Below are 5315 nucleotides of genomic sequence, written 5' to 3'. Positions count from 1 at the left end.
CACCCGCTGGCTGCGGTGGCATTCGCCGTGCCGGTGACGCTTCGGGCCCCGAGCTCACGCTGCAGAGCTGGCGGCTACCGGTGGCCGCCAGCTCCCCGCGCGGTTACCCCTTGCTGCTGCCACCGCCACCGCCAAGCTGCGTCGGGCAGTAGGCGGCGGCCGCCAGCATCGTGAAGTTAGCCGCGTCGTGCGCGGTGAAGCCCGGGTTGGCATCCCTTAGCTGCTTGACGATCTCCATGCCGTTCTTGCCGTCATCGAGCATCTGGCACACCCCTTTGCCGGCCGCGACGGCGCGGTCGCGGTCCTGGTAGGTGATACCTGCCTTGTTGAGACCGTCGAGGAAGCCCGCGTCGTCGCCGGATGGGTCGGCATGTGCAAACCCGGCCAAGCCGATCGCAACCGCAGCACTGATCAGCGCAAACAAAAGTCTCATCGGCCGCTCATTCTCCCACAGCGGCGGTCTTGTCGCTCGGCAACCGATTAGCCGTCTACAACACAAACCAGCACGGCAAAACATATCGAGAAAGCCCGTGTCAGCCGGGTGCATGGAATCGGCAATCAGCCTGCAGCACACGCTTTCTCAATATCCACACCACATCGTCGTCAGAGCTAAGGCGGCGCAACAGTCAGGCCGAGACCGCCGTTGGCCGCCCGGAGCTTTGCCACACGTCCCCACGCGGTGGCCGGGCAGAGCCGCCTCGCCGGCGATGAAGACCGGCCAAATTCCGGGTGCGTCTAAGAACGCTTATATGCCAACGAAATTGGCTTCGCTGTAAGATTGCACCGTATGTCCTGGCTCGATATACGCAACCGTTCCCTAAGCGGTGCCGTCCGCACTGCCGTACTGGACGCGTCAACCAACGGTTGACAAAACGGCGCGCGTCAACCTAGGGTTGACGTCATGCCTGACCCCAGCCCTACGTCCGTCACCCATCCGATTCGGCTAGACGACCTGATCAATGCCATCAAACAAGCCCGTGCCGACGTGCTGGATCAGCTGAGCGACGCCGTCTTGGCCGCCGAGCATCTCGGCGAGGTGGCCGACCACCTGATCGGGCACTTCGTCGACCAGGCACGCCGCTCCGGCGCTTCCTGGACCGACATCGGCAAAAGCATGGGTGTCAGCAAACAGGCCGCCCAAAAGCGGTTCGTCCCCAGGGCCGACATGGCCGCCTTCGACCCCGACCAGGGCTTCGGGCGGTTTACCCCCCGGGCGCGCAACGCGGTGGTCGCCGCCCAGAACGCCGCACACGAGGCCCGGAACCGCGAGATTACCCCCGATCACCTGATAATCGGCCTGCTCAGTGATCCCGATGCGCTGGCGACCAAGTTGCTGAAAGAGCAGCGGGTGGACCCCGACGCCGTTCGTGCGGCGGTGACGCTGCCGCCAGCCTGTGACGACCCGCCGCAGCTGATCCCGTTCAGCGGTCCGGCCCGCAAGGCGCTCGAATTGACGTTCCGCGAAGCACTCCGACTCGGGCACAACTACATCGGCACCGAACACCTCCTGCTTGCGCTGCTGGAACTCGAAGACGGGGACGGGCCGCTGCACCGGGCCGGTGTCGACAAGGAACGCGCCGAGGCCGATTTGACTTCAGTGCTGGAATCGATCGTGGCCGGCACACGCAGCGACGCGGCCGACTGAACGCATCTCACATCCCGACGGCCCGCGGCGTCTACACAATGTGGGAGCAATGAGACCGTTCGAGGATGTGGTCGCCCAACACGGCGCGACCGTGCTGCGGGTATGCCGCGCCGTGGTCGGCCCCGACGACGCGGAAGACGCCTGGTCGGAAACGTTTCTGTCGGCGTTGCGCGCCTACCCGCGGCTAGCTCCTGGCACCAATGTGGAGGCGTGGTTGGTGACGATCGCTCACCGCCGCGCCGTCGACGCCGGCCGCGCCCGCTCCCGGCGGCCTATCCCGACCGACGACATCGGCGACGGGCCCGCCACCCACAGTGATCCCGCCGGCCGCGACCATGGCCTTTGGACCGCACTGGGCCGGCTTCCCGACAAACAACGCCTGGCCGTGGCCTACCACCACATCGCCGGGTTGCCGTTCGCGGAGATCGCCGAGCTGCTCGGCAACTCCCCCGGCGCCGCCCGGCGCGCCGCCGCCGACGGCATCAAGACGCTCCGCAAGACATACCAAAAGGATGAAACCGCATGAGCTCCAATGTTTTCGGCCACACCGCCGATGAGACCGCCACGTTGGCCCGGCTGCACACCCGACTCGAACGCAGCGCCGCGGAGCGCGGGCTGCTCGACGTGGCCTACCGCACCATCGACACCCCGGTGGGCGTGCTGCTGTTGGCGGCCACGGATAACGGTCTGGTGCGGGTGGCCTACGACGTGCAGGGCCACGCCCAGGTGCTGGACGCGTTGGCCCGCACGGTGAGCCCACGGATCCTGCGGGCACCGGCTCGGCTGGACGCCGCCGCCCGCCAGATCGACGACTATTTTGCCAAGCGCCGCAAGCACTTTGAGCTCCCGCTGGATCTGCGGCTAGCCAGCGGCTTCCGCCGTGCCGTCATCGAACAACTGCGTCGCATCGACTACGGGCAGCGGCAAAGCTACGCCAGCGTGGCCGCCGCTGTGGGGAGCCCCCGCGCCGTCCGCGCTGTCGGCACCGCGTGCGCACACAACCCGCTGCCGATCGTGATCGGATGCCACCGCGTCGTGCGATCCGACGGCTCGACCGGCCAGTACGCCGGCGGAGAACAGGCCAAGTCCGCGCTGCTGCGCCTGGAAGCCGGCTGACCGTACGGTGATGTGATGCAACCCGGGCGTACGCGGGATGCCGGTATGCGATCATTCCAACGTCGCTGAGGAGGGAAAATGCGCCGCTGGCTGCTTGTCTTGGTCACGTTCGTCGCCGCGGCGGTCGTCGCCGCTCCGCGCGCCTCGGCCGGCGACGCCCCCATCGGCCGACTCGGTGACACCCTGCGGGTCGACACGGGCAAGATCGTCGCCGACGTCACCGTCAGCCGCGTCGAGCCGGTCGACCCACCGCCGGGGTTCGGTTACACCCGCAGCGGCGTTCCGATCAAGAGCTTTCCCAACAGCCAGGTCAATCGCGCTGACGTCACCATCCATACCATCAAGTCGCCCACCCCTTTCCAAATGGCGTCCGACTTCACCTTCGACGGCGTCACCCCGTTCGCCGACGCCTACACCTCGCGGGCATCCGATGCTCCCGACGCCCTGGACAGCGCGCTGCTGAACGCGCCCCCAGGTGCAACCGTGCACGGCGGCGTGTATTGGGACGCCTACCGCGATCCGGTATCCAATGTCGTGTTGCTGGACCGCAAGACGGGTGTGCACCTGGCGCAGTGGAACCTGTAGAGGTTCGCGTCGCCGCCGCGGATTCGGTCGACATCAACGAGCTGGCCGCGCTCGCCGCACGCACTTTTCCGCTGGCCTGCCCGCAGTCGGTGACGGCCGAAAACATCGCGTCGTTCGTCGACGCCCACTTATCTGTGGCGCGCTTCGGCGAGTATCTCGCTGATCCACAACGACTGATTCTCACTGCGACGCAGGCCAATCGGGTCGTGGGTTACGCCATGCTGGTGAGTGGGGTCGGTGACGATCCCGACGTCGCGCGGGCTGTCAACATCCGCCCCGCAGTCGAGCTCTCCAAAATCTATGTGTCTCCCGACAATCACGGCACGGGAGTGGCCACGGCGCTGATGGGCGCCGCCTTAAACGCTGCCGCCGAATCCGGTGCCAGCTGCGTGTGGCTGGGTGTGAATCAGAACAACCTACGCGCGCAACGCTTTTACTCTAAACATGACTTTTGCTTCGCTGGTACGAGAACGTTCCAGTTAGGTGCGCGACGCGAGAAGGACTACGTCATGGTTCGCCAGTTCCCGCGCGGGCAGCGGCGCTCAGCGCCAGCAGCCGGGACGTGGCCCGCAAATACTTTTTCCGGAAGCCGCCGGCCAGTATGTCCTGACTGAATATGCGATCCAGTCGGGCGCCCGAGGCCTGCACCGGGATGCCGGCGTCGTAGAGCCGGTCGGTCAGCGCCACCAGCCGCAGCGCGACGTTCTGGTCGTCGATTCCGTGCACGCCGGTGAGGAACACCGCGGCCACGTCTTCGATCAGCGTCAGGTAACGCGTCGGGTGCATGGTGGCCAAGTGCGCACATAACGCGTCGAAGTCATCGAGGGTCGCGCCGTCGACCCGCGCAGCACACGCGGCGACCTGCTCGTCGGAGAGCGGCTCGGGCGCCGGCGGCAGATCCCGGTGACGGTAGTCGGGTCCATCGATGCGGACGACGGTGAAAATTGCTGCCAGCGTGTGGATTTCGCGCAGAAAGTCCTGGGCGGCGAAGCGACCCTCCCCGAGCTGCTCGGGCAACGTGTTCGATGTCGCCGCCACCGACACTCCGCGCTGCACCAGCTGGGAGAGCAGCCGCGCAATTAGCGTGGTGTTGCCGGGATCGTCGAGCTCGAACTCGTCGATGCACACCACCGTGTAGTCGGCGAGCAACTCCACGCACTCGGCGAAACCGAACACACCGGCCAGATGGGTCAGCTCCATGAACGTCGCGTACGCGGCGCGACGTGCCACGGTCGCGGTCAGGTGGTGATAGACGGAGGCCAGCAAATGGGTCTTGCCCACCCCGAATCCGCCGTCCAGATACAGTCCGACTCCGGGCAGCGTCACCCGTTTGCCCAGCACCGTGCGCCGGCCTCCCCGGCGCTCGACGGCCTGCCGGCAAAAAATCAGGCACGCCTCCACCGCCGCCGCCTGCGTCGGCTCGCCGGGGTCCGGTCGGTAGGTCGCGAAGCTGACGTCGGCGAACGTGGGCGGGGGCTTCAGCTGGGCGATCAGCCGCTGCGGGCAGACACTCGGATTCCGATCCACCAGCCGACCGACGGGGCCGTGCATGCAGGCACTGTAGCGACGTGCTGCAATCAAGCTCATGTCCGACCTGGTAGCCGGCCAAGGCCCCGGCGTGCACCTGACACTGTTGGGGTCGGTTCGCGAGGTCGAGGACGGGGAACTGCCGGAGCTCTACGGCTACCCCAGCGAACACCGTGGTATCTGGGTGCGGGCGAATTTCATCGCGAGCATCGACGGGGCGGCGACGCTTGAGGGCACCACCGGCGGGCTCGGCGGGCCCGGCGACCGGGCGCTGTTCAACCTACTGCGCGCACTGGCCGACGTCATCGTCGTGGGCGCGGGAACCGTGCGGATCGAGGGTTACAGCGGCGCACGGCTGACCGTGGCACAGCGCCAGGAGCGCCAGGGCCGCGGGCAAAGCGAAGTCCCGCAGTTAGCGATCGTCACTCGCTCGGGCCGCTTG

The 5315-nt window shown here is 66.9% G+C and carries 8 protein-coding genes; 6 read left to right on the top strand and 2 right to left on the bottom strand.

The genetic code is table 11. From position 1 onward, the window contains the following. Positions 1-103: 103 nt before the first annotated feature. On the bottom strand, positions 104-433 hold the full coding sequence (locus VFA16_RS21385; protein WP_324969755.1) for a DUF732 domain-containing protein: 330 nt from the start codon (positions 431-433) through the stop codon (positions 104-106). A 468-nt stretch (positions 434-901) separates the two neighbouring features. Here VFA16_RS21385 and VFA16_RS21380 point away from each other — a divergent pair, with 468 nt between their 5' ends. The 5 genes from VFA16_RS21380 to VFA16_RS21360 all read left to right on the top strand — a co-directional run bounded on the left by VFA16_RS21380 (position 902) and on the right by VFA16_RS21360 (position 3960). Then, a complete protein-coding gene (locus tag VFA16_RS21380; RefSeq protein ID WP_324969754.1) occupies positions 902-1645 on the top strand; it encodes a Clp protease N-terminal domain-containing protein in 744 nt (247 codons plus the stop codon). A 49-nt stretch (positions 1646-1694) separates the two neighbouring features. After that, positions 1695-2171 carry a sigma-70 family RNA polymerase sigma factor gene (locus VFA16_RS21375; RefSeq protein WP_324969753.1) on the top strand — a complete coding sequence of 159 codons (477 nt, stop codon included), beginning with the start codon at positions 1695-1697 and terminating at the stop codon, positions 2169-2171. Further along, positions 2168-2761 (top strand): methylated-DNA--[protein]-cysteine S-methyltransferase, encoded by a 594-nt coding sequence (locus VFA16_RS21370; protein WP_324969752.1) that lies wholly within the window; start codon positions 2168-2170, stop codon positions 2759-2761. Before VFA16_RS21375 ends, VFA16_RS21370 begins: the two co-directional genes overlap by 4 nt. Before the next feature lie 78 nt (positions 2762-2839). Next, on the top strand, positions 2840-3346 hold the full coding sequence (locus tag VFA16_RS21365; RefSeq protein ID WP_324969751.1) for a hypothetical protein: 507 nt from the start codon (positions 2840-2842) through the stop codon (positions 3344-3346). Further along, the gene (locus VFA16_RS21360) at positions 3334-3960 is read left to right on the top strand and encodes an N-acetyltransferase (protein ID WP_324969750.1); all 627 of its coding nucleotides are present in this window, start codon (positions 3334-3336) and stop codon (positions 3958-3960) included. The genes VFA16_RS21365 and VFA16_RS21360 overlap by 13 nt, the downstream gene beginning before the upstream one ends. Here VFA16_RS21360 and zapE read toward each other — a convergent pair. After that, positions 3854-4933 carry a cell division protein ZapE gene (gene zapE, locus VFA16_RS21355; RefSeq protein WP_324969749.1) on the bottom strand — a complete coding sequence of 360 codons (1080 nt, stop codon included), beginning with the start codon at positions 4931-4933 and terminating at the stop codon, positions 3854-3856. The two genes, VFA16_RS21360 and zapE, sit on opposite strands and share 107 nt — an antisense overlap. Between zapE and VFA16_RS21350 the strand changes: the two genes are divergently transcribed. Then, positions 4932-5315 (top strand): dihydrofolate reductase family protein (locus VFA16_RS21350; RefSeq protein ID WP_324969748.1); only part of this gene is annotated, 384 nt, incomplete at its 3' end. The genes zapE and VFA16_RS21350 overlap by 2 nt on opposite strands.

The sequence above is a fragment of the Mycobacterium sp. genome (genome assembly GCF_035653355.1).
Lineage (GTDB): Bacteria > Actinomycetota > Actinomycetes > Mycobacteriales > Mycobacteriaceae > Mycobacterium.
This window is presented reverse-complemented; position numbering and strand designations above follow the sequence as displayed.

Bases quoted from the DNA above. Each gene is read 5' to 3' on its own strand.
- VFA16_RS21385 (WP_324969755.1), bottom strand. From the start codon at position 433: ATGAGACTTTTGTTTGCGCTGATCAGTGCTGCGGTTGCGATCGGCTTG.
- VFA16_RS21380 (WP_324969754.1), top strand. From the start codon at position 902: ATGCCTGACCCCAGCCCTACGTCCGTCACCCATCCGATTCGGCTAGAC.
- VFA16_RS21375 (WP_324969753.1), top strand. From the start codon at position 1,695: ATGAGACCGTTCGAGGATGTGGTCGCCCAACACGGCGCGACCGTGCTG.
- VFA16_RS21370 (WP_324969752.1), top strand. From the start codon at position 2,168: ATGAGCTCCAATGTTTTCGGCCACACCGCCGATGAGACCGCCACGTTG.
- VFA16_RS21365 (WP_324969751.1), top strand. From the start codon at position 2,840: ATGCGCCGCTGGCTGCTTGTCTTGGTCACGTTCGTCGCCGCGGCGGTC.
- zapE (WP_324969749.1), bottom strand. From the start codon at position 4,933: ATGAGCTTGATTGCAGCACGTCGCTACAGTGCCTGCATGCACGGCCCC.